This is a genomic window from Phycisphaerae bacterium, assembly GCA_028714855.1.
In the GTDB taxonomy this organism is placed as follows: domain Bacteria; phylum Planctomycetota; class Phycisphaerae; order Sedimentisphaerales; family Anaerobacaceae; genus CAIYOL01.
In genome coordinates this window covers 1-20519 of sequence record JAQTLP010000005.1, presented here as the reverse complement: position 1 = coordinate 20519, position 20519 = coordinate 1, and the positions used below count along the sequence as shown (strand labels likewise).

At 47.1% G+C, this 20519-nt stretch carries 12 protein-coding genes and 1 tRNA gene; 2 read left to right on the top strand and 11 right to left on the bottom strand.

Features of this window, described 5'->3' with window-relative positions; translation table 11 throughout:
* Positions 1–62: 62 nt before the first annotated feature.
* From miaB to PHG53_04885, 5 genes are all read right to left on the bottom strand, one after another.
* The gene (miaB, locus tag PHG53_04905) at positions 63–1436 is read right to left on the bottom strand and encodes a tRNA (N6-isopentenyl adenosine(37)-C2)-methylthiotransferase MiaB (protein ID MDD5380963.1); all 1374 of its coding nucleotides are present in this window, start codon (positions 1434–1436) and stop codon (positions 63–65) included.
* Entirely contained in the window at positions 1433–2332 is a 900-nt protein-coding gene (locus tag PHG53_04900; protein ID MDD5380962.1) for an alpha/beta hydrolase, read from the bottom strand. The genes miaB and PHG53_04900 overlap by 4 nt, the downstream gene beginning before the upstream one ends.
* 91 nt (positions 2333–2423) lie before the next feature.
* Positions 2424–3515 carry a 6-phosphofructokinase gene (locus tag PHG53_04895; protein ID MDD5380961.1) on the bottom strand — a complete coding sequence of 364 codons (1092 nt, stop codon included), beginning with the start codon at positions 3513–3515 and terminating at the stop codon, positions 2424–2426.
* Between the two features lie 45 nt (positions 3516–3560).
* Complete coding sequence (locus PHG53_04890) at positions 3561–4853, bottom strand: radical SAM protein (protein MDD5380960.1); 1293 nt, start codon at positions 4851–4853, stop codon at positions 3561–3563.
* A gap of 18 nt (positions 4854–4871) precedes the next feature.
* Positions 4872–5840: a lysophospholipid acyltransferase family protein gene (locus tag PHG53_04885; protein ID MDD5380959.1), complete on the bottom strand. Its 969-nt coding sequence runs from the start codon at positions 5838–5840 to the stop codon at positions 4872–4874.
* A gap of 88 nt (positions 5841–5928) precedes the next feature.
* Here PHG53_04885 and sppA point away from each other — a divergent pair, with 88 nt between their 5' ends.
* Together sppA and PHG53_04875 are read left to right on the top strand one after the other, a co-directional pair.
* On the top strand, positions 5929–6975 hold the full coding sequence (gene sppA, locus PHG53_04880) for a signal peptide peptidase SppA (protein MDD5380958.1): 1047 nt from the start codon (positions 5929–5931) through the stop codon (positions 6973–6975).
* A gap of 56 nt (positions 6976–7031) precedes the next feature.
* Entirely contained in the window at positions 7032–7745 is a 714-nt protein-coding gene (locus PHG53_04875; protein ID MDD5380957.1) for a TrkA C-terminal domain-containing protein, read from the top strand.
* Positions 7746–8123: 378 nt separating this feature from the next.
* On the opposite strand, the gene PHG53_04870 is transcribed toward PHG53_04875, so the two are convergent.
* The 6 genes from PHG53_04870 to gltB form a co-directional block, all read right to left on the bottom strand.
* Positions 8124–8218, bottom strand: a tRNA-Ser gene (locus tag PHG53_04870).
* Positions 8219–8254: 36 nt separating this feature from the next.
* A complete protein-coding gene (gene carA, locus PHG53_04865) occupies positions 8255–9373 on the bottom strand; it encodes a glutamine-hydrolyzing carbamoyl-phosphate synthase small subunit (protein ID MDD5380956.1) in 1119 nt (372 codons plus the stop codon).
* Between the two features lie 13 nt (positions 9374–9386).
* Positions 9387–12596, bottom strand: coding sequence for a carbamoyl-phosphate synthase large subunit (gene carB, locus PHG53_04860; protein ID MDD5380955.1), 3210 nt, complete (start codon positions 12594–12596; stop codon positions 9387–9389).
* 55 nt (positions 12597–12651) lie between these two features.
* Complete coding sequence (locus PHG53_04855) at positions 12652–14292, bottom strand: NAD+ synthase (GenBank protein MDD5380954.1); 1641 nt, start codon at positions 14290–14292, stop codon at positions 12652–12654.
* Between the two features lie 9 nt (positions 14293–14301).
* Positions 14302–15729: a glutamate synthase subunit beta gene (locus tag PHG53_04850; protein MDD5380953.1), complete on the bottom strand. Its 1428-nt coding sequence runs from the start codon at positions 15727–15729 to the stop codon at positions 14302–14304.
* On the bottom strand, positions 15717–20279 hold the full coding sequence (gene gltB / locus PHG53_04845; protein MDD5380952.1) for a glutamate synthase large subunit: 4563 nt from the start codon (positions 20277–20279) through the stop codon (positions 15717–15719). Before gltB ends, PHG53_04850 begins: the two co-directional genes overlap by 13 nt.
* Between the last annotated feature and the right edge of the window lie 240 nt (positions 20280–20519).

Sequence of the window (20519 nt, the reverse complement as noted above, 5' to 3'; positions counted from 1 at the left end):
ATAATTGGTTTTGTGGTTGAATACGAAGCGAATTAAAGCGGACACGCCGGTTTGCACCTCTACTACATTTCCCCGAAAAGAGTTAGTGGACTTGTCTTTGTTATTTTCACTTTTGCGAACTCCCCAGCCAAACTCACCGGCCCGTCGAATACGACTATCCAATCATCCGCCGTCCGTCCGACCAGTTGAACGAAACCATTTTTTTCACAAGTATTTACGTTTGCCTTCTTGCTTGGCCCTTCAACCAAAACTTTCACTTCTGTCCCCAAATATTCTTTCGCTAATTCATCGCTAATCTTTTCCTGCACCGCCAGCAGTTTAATGTTGCGCTGCCTCTTAACTTCTTCCGGCACAGTATCCTGCAATCTTTTCTCCGCCGCCGTCCCCGGCCGCGGCGAATACTTGAATATGAAGCAATTTTTATATCTTGTTTTCTCAACGAGACTAACGGTTTGCTCAAAATCATCTTCCGTTTCGCCCGGAAAGCCGACCATAAAGTCGCCCGAAATCGCAATCCCCGGCACAATTTCTCTCGCCTTTTCTATCAGCTCTAAGTACTTGCCTGCCGTATAGTTACGGTTCATCGCTTTTAAGATTTTATCCGAGCCGCTTTGTGCCGGCATATGCAGGTAATGACATACCTTCGGCAGTTCCGCCATCGCTTTTAGAATCTGCTCGTAAAACTCTTCTGCAGGGTAACTTGTGACAAATCTTATCCATTCTATCCCATCGATTTCACTGGCCATATTGAGCAAATCCGCCAGGCAATAACTATCGTATCTATAAGCATTTATCATCTGCCCAAGCAGCGTAACCATTTTCACGCCGCTGCCTGCCAGTTGTTTTATCTGCTCGATTATCGCCTCAGGTGGGCGCGATACCTCAGGTCCGCGGACATACGGCACAATGCAGTATGTGCAGAAATTATTACAGCCCCGCATCGCCCTAACATACGCCTGTGCTGGAAGTTGCGAATCATCGCCGTCTGAAACCATCTCGAATTTTTCCATCGCCTGGTCTTCCGCTGACGTCTGGCGGATTTTTTCCGTTATCGAAATAGTCCTTTTCTTTTCCTGCAGTGCCTTAGTTACAAGTTCTGTAATTTGCGGTATTTGCGCCGGCCCGCAAACTATATCAACCGTCTTATCTTCCAGCAGTTCCGCTCCCATCCGCTGCGCCATACAGCCGATTACCCCGACCACTAAATCCGGCTTTGATTTTTTGATGTGTTTCAGATGTCCAAGATGTGAAATAACCCGCTGCTCCGCATGCTGGCGCACCGAGCAGGTGTTTATCAAAACCGCATCAGCGTCTTTTTCATCGTCAGTTAAGCTAAACCCTGCTTTTTTAAGTGCAGAAGTAACCAAAGCCGTATCCAGCTTGTTCATCTGACACCCAAAACTTTTAATTAAGATTTTTTTCTTAATGTTTTTCACTTTTGTTTTAATAATTCTTTGATGTTGGAATCGAGCAGTTTGTTAAACTCGGCCGGGCGCTCCAGCATAATAAAATGTCCGGCGTTTTTCATAAAAACGACGTTGTAGAAGGCTATATATTTGCGATTTACTTCGGGATTCGTCGGCCAAAGATCTGCATTGATGCAGTGAACCGGCACTTTTACTTCCTTGAAAAGGTTCGCAATCCCATTATTTTCAAATTTTTCAACATATTCCTCAAATGCACTGACAGCAACATCCGGCGGCTCCGCGGACATATCATCTATAATCCATTCCTTTAATTCCGACTTCATATCTTTGCCAAGCATCGATTCCACAAAATTTTTGACTGTGCCTTTAAAATCCGTTTTCAGCCCTGTAGTCATTGTGTCAAATTGCTCTTCAGGCATAGTATCCTCGACATTTTGAATAGTATCAACGCCGATAATGCCTATGACACGGCCGGGCATTAGTGTCGAGGCTTTTGCGACGATTTCGCCGCTCATCGAATGGCCTATGAGAATAACTTTTTTCGCATCAAGTTTCTCAACTACAGCCTTTACATCTTCGCTGAAACTTTCCAGCGAATACACCTTTCGGGTCTGTTCTGAGTGGCCGTGTCCTGCCAAGTCAACGGTAACAACCTGATATTTTTTGGCAAAATACGGAATTTGATATTGCCAATACCTGCTGTCGCAGCTCCAGCCGTGGACGAACACAAGAGTTACATTGCCTTTTCCGAAGACGTTGTAGCTAATCAGCTTGCCGTCAGATGACTTAGCTAAGGCGGTTTTCCCGCAAGGCGTTTTAGCCGGGCAGGGCACCGCAAGGGCGACGACGGCTGCGAACAGAATTACCTTATAGCCAAGACCTCGCATTAGAGAATTTTTTGCCATAACTTTCTCCTGTCTAGTTTTTATCTGGTACTCATAAGTTGATAAATATACGGGATTTGGAATGAAAAATCAAATGCCGGTAGGCTACGTTTCAATCACCAAAACACGTGCCAACCGCCCGTGCAGTGATTATCAGCGGGTGTTTAAGCGGAACATTTCGGGGGCCTTTGGCAATCTCTTCAAGCTTAACAGCGGCTATATCGTTTCCCTTCACCGCTGCCATATATCCAAACTGCCTATTCTCAATCAGTTCGACCGCTTTTGTTCCCAGTTGGGTCGCAAGAACCCTGTCTGTTGGTGTGGGAGAGCCGCCTCGCTGCAAATGCCCCAGCACAACCTGCCGTGTTTCTATGCCGGTTACCTGTTCTATCTGATGCCCCAATACAAAGCTTATCCCGCCTAAGCGGACCTGCTCAGGACTATTCTTTACGATTTTCTGTATTACGACCTCGCCGCCTTTTGGTTTTGCTCCTTCGGAGACAACCACGATGCTGAACCTTTTGCCCATTCTGTTTCTGCCTTTGACTTTGCTGACCACGGAGTCAATATTGTAAGGGATTTCAGGGATAAGGATTATGTCGCCTCCGCCCGCGACGCCGGAATATAGGGCGATCCAGCCGGCGGTCCGGCCCATCACCTCGACAATCATCACTCGATGGTGCGACTGGGCCGTGGTATGCACCCTGTCGATGGCCTCTGTCGCAATCGAGACGGCTGTATCAAAACCAAACGTCACATCTGTGCCCCGCAGGTCATTGTCTATTGTCTTCGGCACAGCCACAATAGGGATGCCGTCCTTATGAAATCTGTTTGCTATAAATAATGTGCCGTCTCCACCGATGCACACAAGGCACTCAACTCCCATCTTTTTCAGGTTTGCGATAACTGTTTTAGAAACGTCACGAAACTGCGTTTTTTTTCCTTTTCCGACAGCGAATCTATATGGGTCTGCCTTGTTGGATGTGCCTAATATCGTGCCTCCGATAGTCAGAATTCCCGAGACGTCCTCATAATGAAGTTTCCGCCATCTGCGGTTAATAAGACCTTCGAAGCCATCCTCTATGCCGATAACTTCAATCCCGAGCTCAATAATGGCCTTTTTAGCAACCGCTCTGATTACAGCGTTTGTCCCGGGGCAATCGCCGCCGCCTGTGAGAATCGCAATAGACCTTTTCTTTTTCATTAGCTTGCTCCTTGATAGTGTTTACATTATATAAGCAACCCTTGTTTAATCAACGTTTCGATTTAATTGCCGCTGCAGGTCTTTCAGGCGGTTTGTTTCGTCGAAGCCCAGCAGGATATTCGGGAATGCGGTCTTGTTATGAAACAGCGGCTCATTCATATCCACCCATTTGCGGCAGTATTCGCCGTCAGGCGTTCCGGGTATCGGCGAGAAGTCTGCCAGCATTCCTCGAATGCCCAGACTATTCGCAAAATGCATAGAAGCTTCCAGTTCCTGGATATCGGTGTAAGGATGGCCGAGAATCTGATAGGCGGTAATATTTGTTGGCTCCGCTCCGGCAGCGGTGAGGTGTTTGACTGCCTGCGCAAGCTCATCGCTAAAGACTTTCGAGCCGGTGCGCTGCTGCCATTCCGGAGAAGAGCTCTCGAAACCCAGGTAAAAGGTTTTAAATCCGGCCTGCACCATCAGTTTTGCCAATTTGCTCGTGATAAAGCGCGCATTAATAGCATTTGGCGTATGAAAATTTACCTCTATACTGTGCCTCAACACCTCTTCTAAAAATGGAATTAAGACTTTTTCAGCATCGAACAGCAAGGCGTCATCATAGAAGGCGATATTCTCGACGCCGAGTTTTACCAAAAGCTGCAATTCAGCCAATGAGTGCTCCATCGGCCGGGCTTCGAATTTGCCGTAAATATTCGGCACCGAGCAATAAGTGCAGTTAAAAGGGCAGCCATCGGATAATTTCAGAACGCCGACATTTAGCTTTTCGTATGCCTCCCACAATGCCGGTTGTTTCAAGTCCGGCGTGATGTTTAGATACTCCCATAGTAGCTGTAAGTCGGCGTCCCGCACCAAAAAATCCGCTCCTAATTTTTGCGCGTGATTGTAACAGAGAGTAACGTAATTGCCGCCCAGTACGATTTTTGCTTTCGGCCAAGTCTTGCGAACATCCTCTATTACTTCCTGAACGCCGTTGTACCAATAGGTCATCATCGTCTGAACAAATATAAAATCGCACGGCTGCTGTTTTGTAAGGAAGTTCTGAAAAAGACTGCGGGGCAGGCCAAACCGACGAAAATACCTTGGGATTTGTGCTAAGCAGGGGGGGCGTGTAACCTTTTCAAAGTAAAACCGGCCCCGTCCCCATTTGTCAAATTTCAGTTCTTTCCGCCCGGTCATAAATGGATGCAGACGGTCGAGATAATCGAAGATGATAAATTCAGCTTTGCCGCGAAGGTATCCTGCTGCGCTTAACAGGCCGTATGGTTTTAACCAAAAATCATAAGCGGCAAAATCATAAATCGGCGGATTTAACAGGAGAATTTTCGGTTTCATTATTTGATATAATACAATTTACTGCTGCTTAGGTGCAGCTGTTTTCGGCTGGTGCTTCCATCTCCTGTGCAACCACCAGTATTGGCTGGGGTCTTCACGTATGAAATTTTCAATCGCTTTGGTGTATTCAGCCGTAATCCATTCGAGGGGGTCTTCCTTGTCGGCCCATTCCTCGGGGAAAATAATACGCTCGACCCCCATTTCGAAGAAGAAACGGTTTCCGATTCTTCTGCTGTATCCCACCACTATAGGAATATTATTTGTGGCGGCAATTAATCCTATGCTTTTATAGGTGCTGGCCTTTCGGCCGAAGAAGTCAACGAAGATTCCCTTTTTGCCAGCGTCCTGGTCGGCGATGAAACATAAAGTCGCGCCGGTTGAGGCAGCTTTGTCCATCAGTTTCGCTGCACCTTTTTTGTCGATTATTTTTTGCCCCATTTGCTGGCGAACTTCGTAAAGGTAATTGTTAATGAACTTGTTGTCTAAGGGGCGGGCAATACTATAAACATTAAAACCGAATAACCCCATCAGGTAGCCCACAATTTCGAAGTTGCCGTAATGGGCCCCGACTATCAGCAGCCCCCGGCCTTCCTGCATCAGCCATTTGGTCCTCTCCACATTTTTGTACCGCGAGTAATTCCGCCAGTTGTGTCTTTTTACTAATCGAGGTGTGAACAGCACATCCACCGCCAACATTACAATATGTTCAAAGCTTCGCCGGCCTGTTTCCCAGACCCATTGCTCGCTCTTTTCAGGGAAACTGGCACGAAGATTGTCCAAAGCACGATTCCGGCCGCGATGGTAGTATTTCCATAACAACCGGCCGAGAAAGCAAGCAGTTTTCAGATTGGTCTCGACATCGAACAAATAAAGAAACGTCACGAGGATGCGCAGTGCAAGGTAGGCAAGCAAATCCTTGACGAGGTTGTGTTTCTTCTTTTTTTTCCGTTGGACGGAATCAGTCATATGCCGTGATTTTAGGGTCAAAATCGCCGCTGTCAAGCCTCAAGACTGCTATTGACAGCGGAGTTTGTTCGGTCTACACTGAAGCATCAGCATTTAGAAAGGGATTATTATGGATTTTGAGCAGAACAATAATCGCAGCGAACCATCACAGCCAAAACCATTAGAGTCAATATATGGCGCACCATCAGTAATAAATATGCCTAAAAAACGGACCGGCTGGAGAATTTTCTGGGGCATTATTCTCACTCTGTCAGTGCTGGCAAATGTTGTGTTATTTTTGGTGCTGATTGGCGTGGCTGCGGTCTTCGTTACAGGGCAGGAAGGTGTTTTCACCGAAGAAGTTATACAATCCGGACCGCGGTCGGCTAAAATCGCGGTAATCACTGTGCAGGGTATAATAGATGATGAACTAGCTCGAGATGTGTACAAGCAGATAAAATCAGCCCGACAGGATAGCCGGGTAAAGGGACTGATTCTTCGTGTGAACTCGCCGGGCGGAACAATTTCCGGCAGCGACCAAATCTGCAATGAAATTCGCAAGTACCGCCAGGAGGAAGATAAACCGGCAGTGGCGTTTATGCAGGGCGTTGCTGCTTCGGGGGGCTATTATGTGTCGGCAGGATGTGACCAGATTGTAGCTGAGCCGACAGCTATTACAGGCTCAATAGGTGTGATAGGGGGGCATTTTGTTGTCCAGGGGCTGCTGGAGGAAAAGCTCGGTATTCAGCCGGTCATTTTCAAGTCGAGTGAAAAGAAAGATTGGCCAAGTCCTTTTCAGCAGGTTACAGATGAACAGCGGCAATATGTACAGGACAAATTAATTTCTCCCGCCTATAACAGGTTCGTGCAGATTGTTGCCGAGGGCAGGGGGGAAGCGCTTACATTTGATGATGTCAAACGACTGGCTGACGGCAGCATCTACGGCGCTGAAGAAGCGCTCAGCGAAAAGCTGATAGACAAAATCGGATATATCGATGAGGCCATAGAGCAAGTCAAGTCGCTGGCGGGGATCGAAAAGGCGCAGGTAGTGGAATATCGCAAGCCGTTTTCTCTGGCATATCTGTTAAGCTCTCGCAGCAGGGGCGTCTTAAAAATCGACAAATCCATGCTGTATGAGCTTAACACACCGCAGATATTGTATCTTTGGAGTTTATAAAAGTAATTGCCGCAATCGTTGTGGTCTTTTTAGCGGCAGTTTAAGGAGAATTGGATATGAATCTGGTATTGTTTATAACTGTTCTTATTGTGTCGTTTATTGCCGTAAGAATCGGAGCGATAGCTTTTCAATTGACCGGAATAGAATGGTCACTAGCAAAATTTCAGGCCCTGTCCTGTTTTACAGCAACAGGATTTACCACAAAAGAGTCTGAATTAATTATGGCAACTCCCCAAAGGCGGCGTATCGCCTCTATCCTTATAGTTTTGGGTCACGCCGGTTTTGTTACTATGATAGCGACCTTTGCTAATTCTTTAAGGCCACCAGTTGTCAAGCTCCCTTTTTTATCTGGTTTTCTCTCATCTAATCTTATGCCATTGATAAATTTGACAATTATTGTTGTTGTCATATATATCATTTACAGGATTTTCACCAATTCAAAATTCGCCCGAAAGTTAACAGATGCCTTAAGAAAACGTATGGTAAAGAGAGACATTATTAAATCTGTTTCATTTGAAGAGCTTGCGATAGCAACAGGGGGGTATGGTGTCTCAAAGGTTGCTGTTGGCGATGCTTGCGTCATACTTGATAAAACGCTTTCGGACGCGCAAGTAAGACAACAAGGAATTAATATTTTGGCGATAGTGCGAAATGATGAGACGATACCTAATCCTTCAGCTGATACGAGAATAATCGCAGGCGATGAGCTTATATGTTTTGGAAAATTGGAAAATATAAGAAAACAACTGTGCTTAACGCCGCATGATTAAGGAACGCACCAATTAAGCGTTGGCATAGCGAAAACAATAACTCCGGCAAAAACAAAGACTTACAGAATCCCCAAAAACTATCAAAAAAATTTACTAAAAAAATTAAAATTTTAACAAAATTATCAAAAATTTCCTTGATGTTGTTACCTAAGTTCAATATGCTCTCATCCGGTTTGGAGTGGTGATGAGATGGCTGGCAAACCAGGACGGGCTGGCACTCATAAATATTCTTCGAAGCATTTTATATGCTTTGAAGAGGAGGAGTGAAGAACGAAAAGGTAATTGTCAGCAAACAAAAGGGCTGTGAGTAGTTATCTCGCAGCCCTTCGTTTTTTAAATCAACTGAGCCGTTACAGTATGCACGATTTGCTTGCGTAATGGGCGATACAGGATTCGAACCTGTGACCCGCTGATTAAGAGTTAGCTGCCGAAAAACGATAACCATAGAAAAGATAAAGACTTATCAAACACCCAAAAAGGTGCTTACAAACCAGCTTGCAAAGCCCCCCTTATTTATGCTGGTTCATAAGCCGTATAAAATTCTCAAACAAATAGTTCGAGTCGTGTGGCCCCGGAGCAGCTTCGGGGTGATACTGAACTGAAAAAGCAGACAGCTTTTCGGAACGGATGCCCTCATTGGTATTATCGTTTAAATTAACATGGGTAACGTCGACGTGCTTGCCTTTTAGAGAATTAATGTCGACGCAAAAGCCGTGGTTTTGGGTGGTGATTTCGACTGCACCAGTCTGCAGATTTTTGACGGGATGATTGGCCCCTCTGTGGCCGAATTTGAGTTTGTAGGTTTTTCCGCCAAGTGCAAGGCCGAGTAACTGATGGCCGAGACAAATACCGAAGATAGGCACTTTCCCGAGAAGATTTTTCACGGTTTCAATTGCGTAGCTTACAGCAGCGGGGTCGCCGGGGCCGTTGCTTAGGAAAACGCCGTCAGGTTTTAGACGAAGAACCTGTTTGGCAGACGCGTCGGCGGGAACAACTTTGACGTCGCAGCCGTGCGAACAAAGCAGCCGGAGAATGTTGTATTTTATGCCATAATCGAAAGCTACGACCTTATATTTTTTCTTACACTTGAGTTCTTCGCCGGTTATTACATCAACGACGCCGCGATTCCAGCTATAAGTTTTTCCGGCGGTCGCATTTTTAACTATGTCCCTTCCGACGAGGCCGGGGTAACGCTGAAGTTTTTCCCTGAGTTTATTTATATTCAAATCAGTCGAGGAAATAATTCCCTTCATCGCGCCTTCGGTACGGATATGCTTAACCAGTTTTCTCGTGTCTATTCCTTCGAGGCCGACGACGTTATTTTTCTTAAGATATTCGCCAAGAGAAGTTTTGTTTCGCCAATTGCTCGGATAAGGGCAGTTTTCCTTAACGATAAAGCCGCTGGCGAAAACTTTTCTCGATTCCGGGTCGCTGTTGTTCGTGCCGTAGTTGCCAATCAGCGGATAAGTCATTGTAACTATCTGCTCATAGTAAGAAGGGTCAGTGAGGATTTCCTGATAGCCGGTCATACTCGTATTAAAAACGACCTCGCCGCACTTTTGGCCTTGTGCACCAAAAGCGCTGCCTTCAAAAACAGAACCATCCTCAAGTAACAGAATAGCTTTCAATCCAAATTCACTCCTAATCGTAATATCGCTGGATAGGTTTCACGCTGATTTTTCTGTCTTTCATTGTTTTTATGGCTTTTACGACAGCAGCAGCGGCTCTGATGGTGGTCACATACGGAATTCGTTTGTCAAGGGCAGTTCTTCTTATTGCAAAAGAATCGCCGACTGACTGAGCGCCCGTTGTAGTATTTACGATGAGGCCGATTTTGCCGTTTATTATCAAATCAACCACATTTGGTCTGCCTTCGGACATTTTAAGCACAAACTCTGAGGGAATATTATTGTTTATGAGCTCGAGGCATGTTCCCTTTGTTGCCACGATTTTAAAACCCATTTCGTACATTTGACGTGCAATCTCAATGGTTTTTTTCTTATCGCTGTCCTTAATACTGAAAAGCACGTTGCCGCTCATCGGCAAAGCGTTGCCGGCTGCTATCTGCGATTTTGCGAAAGCGATTCCGAAATCATCATCTATACCCATAACCTCGCCGGTAGAGAGCATCTCCGGTCCAAGCACAGTGTCTATGCCGGGGAACTTCAAGAATGGGAACACAGCCTCTTTCACCGAGAAATACCCAGGTTTTATTTCCTTAGTGAAACCTAACTTGTCGAGGGTCATTCCGGCCATTACCTTCGCTGCGAGTTTAGCCAGGGGCACACCAATTGCTTTACTTACAAACGGAATAGTTCTGGAAGCGCGAGGGTTGACTTCAAGTATATAAATTTTGTCATCTTTTATGGCAAACTGAATGTTTATGAGGCCTTTCACCTTCAAGGCAAGGGCTAAAAGCTTAGTTTGTCTTTTAATCTCATCGATAATTTTTTTGCTTATTGAAACGGGAGGCAGCGAACAGGCACTATCGCCCGAATGCACCCCCGCCTCTTCGATGTGCTCCATAATCCCGCCGATTACCACGCGCTTGCCATCGCTTATTGCATCGACATCCATCTCCGCAGCATCATTAAGAAACTTATCTATCAGGACAGGATGTTCATCCGAAGCAACAAAAGCGTTTGTGACAGCATCCTCAAACGATTTTTCGTCGTAGACGATTTTCATCGCCCGTCCTCCCAAGACAAAAGAAGGCCGGACAAGCAAAGGAAATCCAAGCTTGCGGGCAATTTTCAGGGCCTGGTCATAAGTTGTCGCAGTTCCGCTGTCGGGTTGGCAGAGTTTGAGTTTTTTAACAAGGTTGTTGAATCGCTTTCGGTCCTCGGCACAGGCAATGCTGTCAGGTGAAGTGCCGATTATTTTTACGCCGGCCTTTTCCAAAGGGACGGCCAATTTGAGCGGAGTCTGCCCGCCGAACTGAACGATTACGCCGTCGGGTTTTTCCTTTTCGACAATTGACATAACATCTTCGTAAGTCAGCGGCTCGAAATACAGCCTGTCGGAGGTATCGTAATCGGTGCTTACGGTTTCTGGGTTGCAGTTCACCATTATCGATTCGACGCCTATCTCTTTGAGCGCAAAGGCGGCGTGGACGCAGCAATAATCGAACTCAATTCCTTGTCCTATTCGATTCGGGCCGCCGCCGAGGATGATAATTTTTTTTCTGCCGGTCGGATTTGCCTCACATTCGCTCTCATAGGTCGAATAGAGATAAGGGGTATGTGCCTCAAACTCGGCGCCGCAGGTATCCACAGTTTTGTATACCGGTTCGACCTTCAATCGCCGGCGGTGTTTCCTGAATTGTTCTTCCGTTACATTCAACACAGACGCAAGATATTTATCGCTAAAGCCGTACTCTTTTACCTGACGGACCAACCGGTGGTCGAACTTATCAAGAGGAGTTGACTTTATTTTTTTCTCCAGTTTTACGATGTCGTTAATGTTATTAAGGAACCATGGGTCAATTTTTGTCAGAGTAAATATCTCATCTATGGAAAATTTTCTTCTAAGGGCCTCAGCCACATACCAGATTTTATCCCAGCAGTTTGTCTGTAGTTTTCCTCTCAATTGAGCCGGGCCAAGATCTCCATTTGTATATTTCTTATCAAGTGAATAACGGTCAATTTCCAACGACCTTATGGCTTTCTGGAATGCCTCCTTAAACGTCCGGCCAATTGCCATAGCTTCGCCAACAGATTTCATCTGCACCGTAAGCTCCGGGCTGGTGTTGGGGAATTTTTCGAATGTAAAGCGGGGCCACTTAACCACGCAGTAGTCGATAGTAGGCTCGAAACAGGCTGGTGTTTTTTTCGTGATATCATTAGGAATCTCATCAAGCGTATATCCAACGGCCAATAGAGAAGCTATTTTAGCAATCGGAAAACCTGTGGCCTTTGAAGCCAGCGCAGAGCTTCGCGAGACACGCGGGTTCATTTCTATTACATAGAGCTTACCGTTATCAGGATGGACAGCAAATTGAATGTTGGAGCCGCCGGTTTCAACGCCTATGGCCCTGATAATCCTGGTAGATGCATCGCGCATCAACTGGTATTCTTTGTCGGTCAGCGTCTGAGCAGGCGCGACAGTAATGCTGTCGCCAGTATGAATGCCCATAGGGTCGAGGTTTTCTATAGGACAGACAATGACGACGTTGTCCTTTTTGTCCCGCATCACCTCCAGCTCATACTCTTTCCAGCCTGCAACGGATTCCTCTATCAGGACCTGGCTTTTGGGACTCAGACTCAATCCCCAGTCAATGTAATTCTTAAACTCTTCTGTATTGTAGGCGATGTTGCCGCCTGTGCCGCCTAATGTATATGAAGGCCTGATGACAGCGGGGAGACCAACATCCTTTACTATTTCCTGTGCCTGCTGCCAGGAGTGGGCGTAGCCGCTTTTTGGAACATCCAAGCCGCAATCCTGAATTGTTTTCTTGAATTTATCTCTTTCTTCGGCTCTTTTAATCGCCTGCAAATTGGCACCCAAAAGGCGAACATTGTATTTTTTCAATACCCCGCTTTCAGCCAGCGCAACTGCGGTATTTAAACCTGTTTGTCCGCCAATGGTCGGCAGGAGACTATCAGGCCGTTCTTTTTGAATTATTTTTTCAACGATATCTGGCGTAATCGGTTCGATGTAGGTTTTGTCCGCCATTTCGGGGTCGGTCATTATTGTGGCGGGATTGCTGTTAACAAGCACAACTTTAAATCCCTGTTGCTTTAATACCTTGCATGCCTGGGCACCGGAATAGTCAAATTCACAGGCCTGGCCTATGACGATAGGTCCGGAGCCTATGATTAGTATCTTTCTGATGTCTTTGCGCTTCGGCATTTCTCACTTTCTTGAAATTTTCGGAGTATTATTTACAAAACCGGCGAGAAGTCCACTATTTATTGCAACAATTTGTTATCGGCATTCTTCTGTCTTTGCCGAAGGCTCTGGGGCTAATCTTGACCCCCGGCGGAGATTGCCTTCTTTTGTATTCGTTCCGGTCCACCATATTGATGACTTGAGTGACAGCATCTTTTGGCAAGCCGTCTTTAACCAGCTCAGAAACCGTTTTGTTCTCTTCTACGTAACTGCGGAGAATTCTATCCAGAATGTCATACTGCGGGAGAGAATCCGTATCTTTCTGGTTTTCTCTCAACTCGGCGCTCGGCGGCCGCTGTATTACCGTAAGCGGAATAACGTTATGACGAATATTATTCACATATTCAGCCAATTGATAAACCATCGTCTTGGGCACATCCTTAAGAACCGCGAAACCTCCGGCGGTGTCACCATAAAGGGTGGCATATCCGACAGCAGTCTCACTCTTGTTGCTGGTTGTCAAAACAAGATGACCATATTGATTGCTAAAAGACATAAGTATGCATCCGCGGACTCTTGCCTGCAGATTCTCATAGGCTGTTGTATTTTTATCCCATCCTGGCATTTTGGCAAGAAGCCCGTCAAATTGAGTGAGCACATTCTCGATTGGCAGGATGTGAAACTCGATATCAAGGTTGTCCGCCAGGATTTGCGCATCTTTAATGGTATCGGAGCTGTTAAATTTCGACGGCATAGTTATGCCGATGACATTTTTTGCCCCCAGGGCATCGGCGGCAATGGCCGCAGTTAAAGAAGAGTCTATGCCGCCGCTTAGTCCGATTACAGCTTTGGAGAAACCATTTTTATGCACATAGTCTCTTGTTCCAAGAACCAGCGCGCCGTAAATTTCAGCGACGGATTCCTGCGGCGAAGAGCCGGCAGGGGCCGAATGAGTGGCAACAGCTGTAAGGTGGGGTTTGCTTCCAGAGACCGTGGATAAATCTGCAAGTAATATATCTTCTTCGAATGCCTTGGCCTGGCAAATAACTTTTCCAGATGAATCCACAAACATACTTCGGCCGTCGAAAACCAGTTCATCCTGGCCGCCGACCAAATTACAATAAGCAACGGCGCAGCTGAAATGCTTTGCGCATTGGCGAAGAGCTTCCTGTCTTTGTTCGATTTTACCTATGTGAAAAGGTGAGGCAGAAATGTTTATGACCATGTCAATTCGCGGCATTTCGCCGAGGAAGCTATCCAACCACTTCAGGCGCCATATATCTTCACAAATTGTAAATGTCAAAGCCTTACCGTCTATTATGACTCGCACCGCTTCGGTTCCGGGCCGGAAATAACGTCTCTCATCGAATACGCCATAGTTAGGCAGAATACTTTTTCGATAAATTTTTGTTATTTTGCCTTTTTGCAACACGGCAAGCGAATTAAAGCAGCCTTTTTCGTTTCCTTCTGCAAATCCAGCTATGGCAGTAATCTGGGTACAGTTTTTTGCCAAATATTCTATAGCCGAGCGGATATCCTCCATGAAAGACTTTTTAAGCAATAAATCCTCCGGAGGATAACCACACACCGACATTTCCGGAAAAACTACGATATCAGCACCCAAGTCATAAGCTTTGGCGCTCAGTTTCTCCATCTTTTCGGTGTTTCCGCTGATGTCACCTACCGAGGCGTTAAATTGTGCCAATGCTATCCGCATAATTAACCACTACTGACTTTTTTCCTTAAGCCACCTATCGATGGCCACAGCGGCTTCGCGTCCGCCGTTAACAGCCCGAACAACCAATGAGGCCCCGCTGATTGTATCGCCGGCAGCAAACACCCACGGTTCGCTGGTCTGGTAATTGTCTGCAATGACATTACCTGAATCGTTGAGTTTCAAACCTAATCCCTTTATAAGTCCGCTATGCGTAACGTGAAGAAATCCCAGCGCCAAAAGCACTACATCGGCCTTAATGGTAAAATCGGTGCCTGCCAGTTCTTTTAGTTTCCAGGAGCCGTTTTTTCTTATCCATTCGACTTGGCAGCAATCTAACTGGGTAACCCGAGTTTCAACGCCGGAGAATTTCTTCGTCAACACAGCCCACTGACGCCGGCAGCCTTCTTCATGAGATGAAGAAGTTCGCATAATACGAGGCCATTGCGGCCAGGGAGTATCCGGCGGCGGAGTTTCCGGCGGCTCCGGCAAAATCTCGATTTGGTAAATTTCTTTGGCCCCCTGTCTGCGGGCCGTTCCAACACAATCGCTTCCAGTATCTCCGCCTCCGATTACCACCACGACCCTGTTCTTTACTGTTATTAACGAGGATTCATCTGCAAGCTCGCCGGCACAAAGTTTGTTCTGTAACTTCAAGTAATCCAGAGCAAACAGTATATTCTCATATCCTCTGCCGGGAATGTTAAGGTCTCGAGGCTGGCCTGCACCCATCGTAAGACAGATGCAATCAAACCTGCTTTTCAGGTATCGTGCAGAGATGTCCTCTCCGACGTCGACACCGGTTTGAAATTCGACGCCTTCGGCAGTCAGCTGTTCTAATCTGCGGTCAATAATGTTCTTGGCAAGCTTGAAATCCGGAATACCATAACGTAATAGGCCTCCTGTCCGCTCATCCTTCTCAAAAACAACTATGCTGTGCCCTGCGCGTGCCAACTGCTGAGCAACCGTCAGGCCGGCAGGTCCGGAGCCGATTACAGCAACTCTTTTGCCTGTTTTTTGTTTAGCCTGCTGCGGCTTAATCCATCTTTCCTGAAACCCACGCTCAACAATTTGAAACTCGATATGCCTTATTAACACCGGCTCATCATTAATAGAAAGCGTGCACGCAGTTTCGCAGGGAGCCGGACACACTCGGCCGGTAATTTCAGGAAAATTGTTGGTAGAGTGAAGCAGTTCGCAGGCCTGCTGCCATTTTCCTTTATACACCAGCTCATTCAGCTCCGGAATATTATTTTTCAACGGGCATCCTGCGCCGTGGCAAAATGGTATTCCGCAATCCATACACCTTGCCGTCTGCTGTTGTATCTGCTCCGGTGTAAGCGGCAGGTCGAGCTCGGCAAAATCATGTATTCTCTCTTCGACCGGCCGATGTCCGACTTCCTGACGTTTATATTTTAGAAAGCCTTTTATTTCGCCCATGAGAACACCTCCTCGGTGGCCGGGATCGTATCAGTGTCCCGCTGCTCAGCAGCTCGCATCTTTTCAATCGCTTTGCGATAATCTATCGGGACTACCTTTACAAATCTGCCAACTATATCCGACCAAACATCCAAGAGATATTGCGCACGCGCACTGCCGGTCCACTTCAGGTGCTGCTGAATCAAGTCGTACAACAGCTTTTTGTCTTCTTCTTTCCAGACGTTTTCCAGCTCGACCATATCAAGGTTGCACATCGTGTCGAATAACTGCGCTTCATCGAGAACGTAAGCAATGCCGCCGCTCATACCTGCAGCAAAATTGCACCCTGTTTTTCCGAGGACCACGACCAATCCGCCTGTCATATACTCACAACCGTGGTCGCCAAGGCCCTCGACAACAGCAGTTACGCCGCTATTTCGCACGCAAAATCTTTCACCCGCCATCCCGTTGACGAAAACCTCTCCTGATGTAGCACCATAAAGCGCCGTATTGCCAATAATGATATTTTCATGACTCATGAACGGCGAACCTTCCGGCGTTTTGACAATGATGCGCCCGCCGGAAAGACTTTTGCCCAAATAGTCGTTACTATCACCGACCAGTTTTAAGGTTACCCCGGGCGCCAGAAATGCCCCGAAGCTTTGTCCCGCAGAACCCTGCAAAACAACCTGCAGCGTGTCATCTGGCAATCCTTTTTCGCCGTATTTTTTGATTATCCGATTGCTCAGGATTGCTCCAACCGTGCGGTCTACGTTGTGAATCGGCATCTCTATAACTGTACGCTTAGCATGCTCAATCGCCGGAGCGGCTTTTTCCAATATCTGCCAATCGAGATGGTCGCTGAGTTTGTCTGCCTGCGAATTTGTCGATCTTATAGCTCTGCCATCGGAGGCATCCGGCTTACGGAAAATCGCGGAAAAGTCCAAGCCCTTTGCCTTCCAGTGGTCAACTGCTGAGCGGGTTTGCAGCTTATCTGCTCTGCCAATCATATCCTCAAATTTTTCAAATCCGAGCTGAGCCATAATCTTGCGAACTTCTTCAGCTACAAAATACATAAACCTTTCAACATATTCAGGTTTGCCGGTGAACCGCTTTCGTAGGTCCGGGTCCTGAGTGCCAATCCCGAAAGGACAAGCACCTTCGTGGCATTTGCGGAGCAGGGTGCAGCCAAGCGTTACCAGAGCGGCTGTCCCGAAGCCAAACCTCTCGGCACCGAGTAAGGCCGCAATAACAACGTCCCTGCCGGTTTTCATTTGGCCGTCAACCTGAACCCGGATTCGACTTCGCAAATTGTTCATCACCAGAACCTGTTGGGTCTCGGCTAACCCCAGCTCCCACGGACAGCCGGTATGTTTTATCGCAGAAAGCGGACTAGCACCGGTGCCGCCGTCGTGGCCGCTAATAAGAACCTCGTCCGCATTGCCTTTGGCAACTCCGGCGGCGATCGTGCCAACCCCCACTTCAGCAACGAGCTTGACAGAAACTTTAACTCCAGGGTTGCTGCACTTGAGGTCGTATATAAGCTGCGCAAGGTCTTCGATCGAATATATGTCATGATGAGGGGGAGGCGATATCAGCGTTACTCCCGGCATCGAGTGTCTAAGCCTGGCGATTTCTTCCGTAACCTTGTGGCCGGGTAATTGACCACCTTCGCCCGGTTTTGCACCCTGGGCTATTTTAATCTGAAGCTCTTTCGCATTAGCAAGGTAATTAATCGTGACGCCGAAGCGTCCGCTGGCAACCTGTTTAATAGCGCAGTTTTTCGAATCGCCGCTGGGTTCTGCATTGTAACGAGCCGGGTCTTCGCCGCCTTCACCGGTATTGCTCATAGCGCCTATACGATTCATTGCGACAGCCAAGCACTCGTGAGCCTCTTTACTGATTGAGCCGTGACTCATCGCTCCAGTACAGAATCTTTTGACGATTTCACCGGCAGGCTCGACCTGTTCAATTGGGATTGCTTCACCTGCGGCAAATTCAAAAAGTCCCCGGAGGGTATACAACTTTTTAGCCTGCTGGTTTACGGCTGCTGTGTAATCATCGTAAGCTTTCTGGTCGTTGTATTTGACGGCGTGCTGAAGCCGTGCTACGGTCACAGGGTTCCAAAGATGCCCCTCGCCGCTGTGTCTGAAATGATATTCACCACCAAAATCAAGTTCAAGCGTCCCTTGGGGACGCTGCTGAAAGGCCTCTTTGTGACGAGCAGCCGCTTCCTGCGCAACTCCTGCCAAACCAATTCCGCCGATTCTCGAGCTGGTGCCGGTAAAGTACTCATCTACAAGAGAACGATTCAGGCCGATGGCCTCGAACAGTTGAGCCCCTGTATAACTTCGAAGAGTAGAAATTCCCATCTTACTAATTGTCTTTAAGATACCCTTTTTAATCGCGGCAATATAATTATCTGCTATCTGTGAAGACTCCATATCAGCAGGCAGCTCGGCTTCGTGATGCAGATAATTAAGCGTTTCAAATGCGAGATAGGGATTTATCGCGTTAGCACCGAAGCCGCATAGGAGACAGAAGTGCATAACCTCTCGCGGCTCGCCGCTTTCAACAATCAGGCCGACTTCGCCACGCAGGCCGTGATTAAGCAGTCCGTGATGAACCGCGGCTGTCGCCAAAAGTGATGGAATGGGGGCCTGTGTTTTTGAAGCTTCCCGGTCAGTGATTATTATCAGAGAGGCGCCCTGCTTGACAGCTTTTTCCGCTGAATCAACCAATTCCTTCAAAGCCAGCTTCAAACTATTGGCGATATTCTCAGTGTTGATATCGAAGATGGTTGAGATGGTGACGGTTTTAAGGTCTTGTCTTTTTACTGTGCGCAGCCGCTGAATATCCTCATTGGCTAAAATCGGGTGAGGCAGCTTAAGCTGACGGCAATGCTCGGGCGTTTCCTCCAGAATGTTGAGTTTCCTGCCCACGAAGTTCATCAGGCTCATAACCAGTCCTTCACGCAGAGGGTCTATCGCCGGATTTGTTACCTGGGCAAAAAGCTGTTTGAAATAATTAAACAAAAGTTTTGGTTTATCGGAAAGCACCGCTAACGGCGTGTCGTTTCCCATAGAACCTATTGGTTCCTGTGCATTTAATGCCATCGGAAGCAAAATCATTTTCAGCTCTTCGCGAGTATAGCCGAATAACCGCAACCGCTGAGTTAATGTTGCAGGGGCAGTCTGCACCAGCTTCGGCGCATCGAACAAACCCCGAAGCTCAATTCTGTTACTATCCAGCCATCTGCGATAAGGCTTCTGGCGGGCAATCCTGCTTTTAATCTCACTATCAGAAATTATCCGTCTTTCGACGGTATCAACAAGAAACATATGGCCCGGCTGAAGACGTCCTTTTCTGGAGATTTTTTCCGGCGGAAATTGAACCACACCTGCCTCGCTGGCCATAATGACCAAACCATCAGTGGTTACGAGGTAACGGCAAGGTCTTAGGCCATTGCGGTCAAGTGTTCCGCCGACGATACGACCATCGGTAAATACCATCGCTGCAGGACCATCCCACGGCTCCATTATAGATGAATGATATTCATAAAATGCGCGTTTATCTGTGCTGATATGGTATTTAGAACCGAATGCTTCCGGTATCATCATCATCATTGAATGCGGCAGACTTCGGCCGGCACGAACAAGCAGTTCGAGAACATTGTCAAAGCACGCAGAGTCGCTTCCTTCAGGGGTCAGAATCGGAAACAGATCGCCGATATTATTACCAAATACTTCGCTGGACATCTTCATCTGACGGGCCTGCATCCAGTTGCGATTTCCGCTGAGCGTATTTATCTCTCCGTTATGAGCTATGCATCTCATCGGCTGGGCAAGTCGCCAGTTCGGAAATGTATTAGTGCTGTAGCGCTGATGAACGATAGCAAGGGCAGAGCTGAGCCGCTCATCTGCGAGGTCGGGATAATAGGCAAACAGCTGCCATGCCATAAACATTCCCTTATAGCAGATGGTTTTGCAGGATAGTGTCGACACATAGAAATCTTTGCCTTCCAGTCCAAAGCTTTTTCTGACAAGTTTTTCGGCCTGCTTGCGTGCTAAATACAGCGTTCTTTCCAGCGGTTCGTTTTCAAGCCCTGCTCCATCTACAAAAATCTGTTTTATTGCGGGTTCTGCCTGAAGGGCTATTTTACCAAGGCAATCATTCGATGCAGGCACATCTCGCCAGCCAAGCACTTTCAACCCATAATGTTTGAGCGAGTCTTCAAGTATCCTATCACACTTATCGCGGAGCTCTTTGTTTTGTGAGCCAAATACCATTCCAACGCCATATTGGTAAGGTTCGGGTAAAGAAAACCCGAGCTGTTTGCACTCGGCATTAAAGAACTTGTGCGGAATCTGAAATAAGATACCAGCTCCATCACCTGTAATTTCGTCAGCGCCTGCTGCGCCGCGGTGCCGCAGGTTTAAAAGAATTTCCTTTCCATATTCAATAATAGAATGGTCCTGCCGGCCTGATATATTTACAACAGCGCCGATACCGCAGGAGCCATGCTCATACCGTGAATCATAAAGACCAAAATGTTTTGTATTCGTCGCCATTTAATTCTCTATACGTACGACCACCCTGTTAGTGCTGCTATTGCCGAACCAACAAGGAGGTCAGATACAAACTACACTAATCTACAAACTGCCTGGTCGTAAATCAACTATCATAATACAGATGGAACTCGTACGGGTGCGGTCGAATCGACATCTCGTCAATTTCCTCTTCACGTTTCCACTTAATCCACGCCTCAATGAGGTCTTCACTGAATACGTCACCCTCGGTAAGGAATTTAT

Excerpts from the sequence above, each read along its gene's own strand:
- PHG53_04900 (MDD5380962.1), bottom strand. The coding sequence starts at position 2,332 with ATGGCAAAAAATTCTCTAATGCGAGGTCTTGGCTATAAGGTAATTCTG.
- PHG53_04895 (MDD5380961.1), bottom strand. The coding sequence starts at position 3,515 with ATGAAAAAGAAAAGGTCTATTGCGATTCTCACAGGCGGCGGCGATTGC.
- PHG53_04890 (MDD5380960.1), bottom strand. The coding sequence starts at position 4,853 with ATGAAACCGAAAATTCTCCTGTTAAATCCGCCGATTTATGATTTTGCC.
- sppA (MDD5380958.1), top strand. The coding sequence starts at position 5,929 with ATGGATTTTGAGCAGAACAATAATCGCAGCGAACCATCACAGCCAAAA.
- PHG53_04875 (MDD5380957.1), top strand. The coding sequence starts at position 7,032 with ATGAATCTGGTATTGTTTATAACTGTTCTTATTGTGTCGTTTATTGCC.
- carB (MDD5380955.1), bottom strand. The coding sequence starts at position 12,596 with ATGCCGAAGCGCAAAGACATCAGAAAGATACTAATCATAGGCTCCGGA.
- PHG53_04855 (MDD5380954.1), bottom strand. The coding sequence starts at position 14,292 with ATGCGGATAGCATTGGCACAATTTAACGCCTCGGTAGGTGACATCAGC.
- PHG53_04850 (MDD5380953.1), bottom strand. The coding sequence starts at position 15,729 with ATGGGCGAAATAAAAGGCTTTCTAAAATATAAACGTCAGGAAGTCGGA.
- gltB (MDD5380952.1), bottom strand. The coding sequence starts at position 20,279 with ATGGCGACGAATACAAAACATTTTGGTCTTTATGATTCACGGTATGAG.